We start from the raw sequence: 1,338 nt of genomic DNA, 5'->3' as shown, positions 1-1,338 counted from the left end.
GTTTCTATTTCCCCAAGTTCAATTCTTATTCCGCGAATTTTAACCTGCTCGTCTGCCCTGCCTGCAAAATCAAGTGTACCATCGGCAAGCCATTTGGCAAGGTCACCGGTTTTGTACAATACTTTATCATCTGCAGACCTGCAATATGGGTTTGCTATAAAAACCTGTTTTGTTTTCTCATCGTCATTCAGATATCCTTTTCCAACTCCTGCGCCAGAGGTATACAAATCGCCTGTAACACCCTTTGGTACTAAGTTTAGATTTTTATCCAGAATGTAAATGTGCATGTTTTGAATAGGTTTCCCAATAGGTACATAACCCGTCCAGTCTTGCAAACAGCTCTCAAAAATATGATGCGTAATATCATCTGAACATTCTGTAGGGCCATAAACATTTGCCATGGAAACAGATGGATAATATTCGAACCATTTTTTGCAGTATTCAACAGGCAAAGCCTCGCCGTTCATCATTAAATAACGGAATGCTTTTAAATCTGGGAGCACTTGTTCTTTGGACAAAAAGTCTAACAAAATAGAAAAATGTGCCGGAACACTCTCAAATATGGTTATAGAATTGGCAGCAATATGACTCAATAGTTTTTTAGGATTCCACGCATCTTCTCCTGTCAAAATAGTCGTTTTTCCTCCAACTAATAACGCAACGGTAAATTGCCAGATACTGACATCAAAAGTATGGGTGGAAGTTTGGGCAACATTATCTGATGCTGTAATATTAAAATCATTAATCTTTGCCCATAAATGATTTAACATTCCCGAATGTTCCACCATTGCCCCTTTTGGTATTCCGGTAGATCCGGAAGTAAAAATGATGTAGGAAAGTGAATCGCCCAATAAAACAACATCATGATTATCTTTACTGTATTGGTTTATAATACTGTCATCATAAACCAATATCGTAGCGTCTGCCTGCATTTCCTGCGCCTGAGAAACAAAATTTTGTGTCGTAACAACAAAACAATCCTTCACCTGTCCAATGGTACGTTTGTTTTTCTCCAGGGGTACTTCAACATCCAAAGGCGTGAAATAAGCACCGGATTTCCAAACACCCAGCATACAAACCAAATAATCTATTCCTCTTTCCAGATAGAAAAAAACATGAGTATTTACCGTAACTCCGCTTTCTGTTAAATAGCCTGCTAACTGGTTTGATTTTTCGTTTAGTTCCTTATAGGTTAAAGACGCTCCTTCAAACACAACGGCAATATTATCAGGGGTTTTACATACCTGATTCTCAAACAAGTCAATTACACTTTTATCTTTTGGATAATAAACTGACGTATCATTAAATTCAAATAATAACTGCTCTTTTTCTTCTGTA

Annotated in this window: 1 protein-coding gene; it reads right to left on the bottom strand. The window is 37.4% G+C overall.

Annotation, left to right across the window (positions count from 1 at the left end; genetic code table 11):
- The coding region (locus BXU01_RS24020; RefSeq protein WP_123774184.1) for an amino acid adenylation domain-containing protein at window positions 1-1,338 on the bottom strand (1,338 nt) is incomplete at both ends.

Source organism: [Flexibacter] sp. ATCC 35103 (assembly GCF_001975985.1).
Taxonomy (GTDB): domain Bacteria; phylum Bacteroidota; class Bacteroidia; order Flavobacteriales; family Flavobacteriaceae; genus Flavobacterium.
This window is presented reverse-complemented; position numbering and strand designations above follow the sequence as displayed.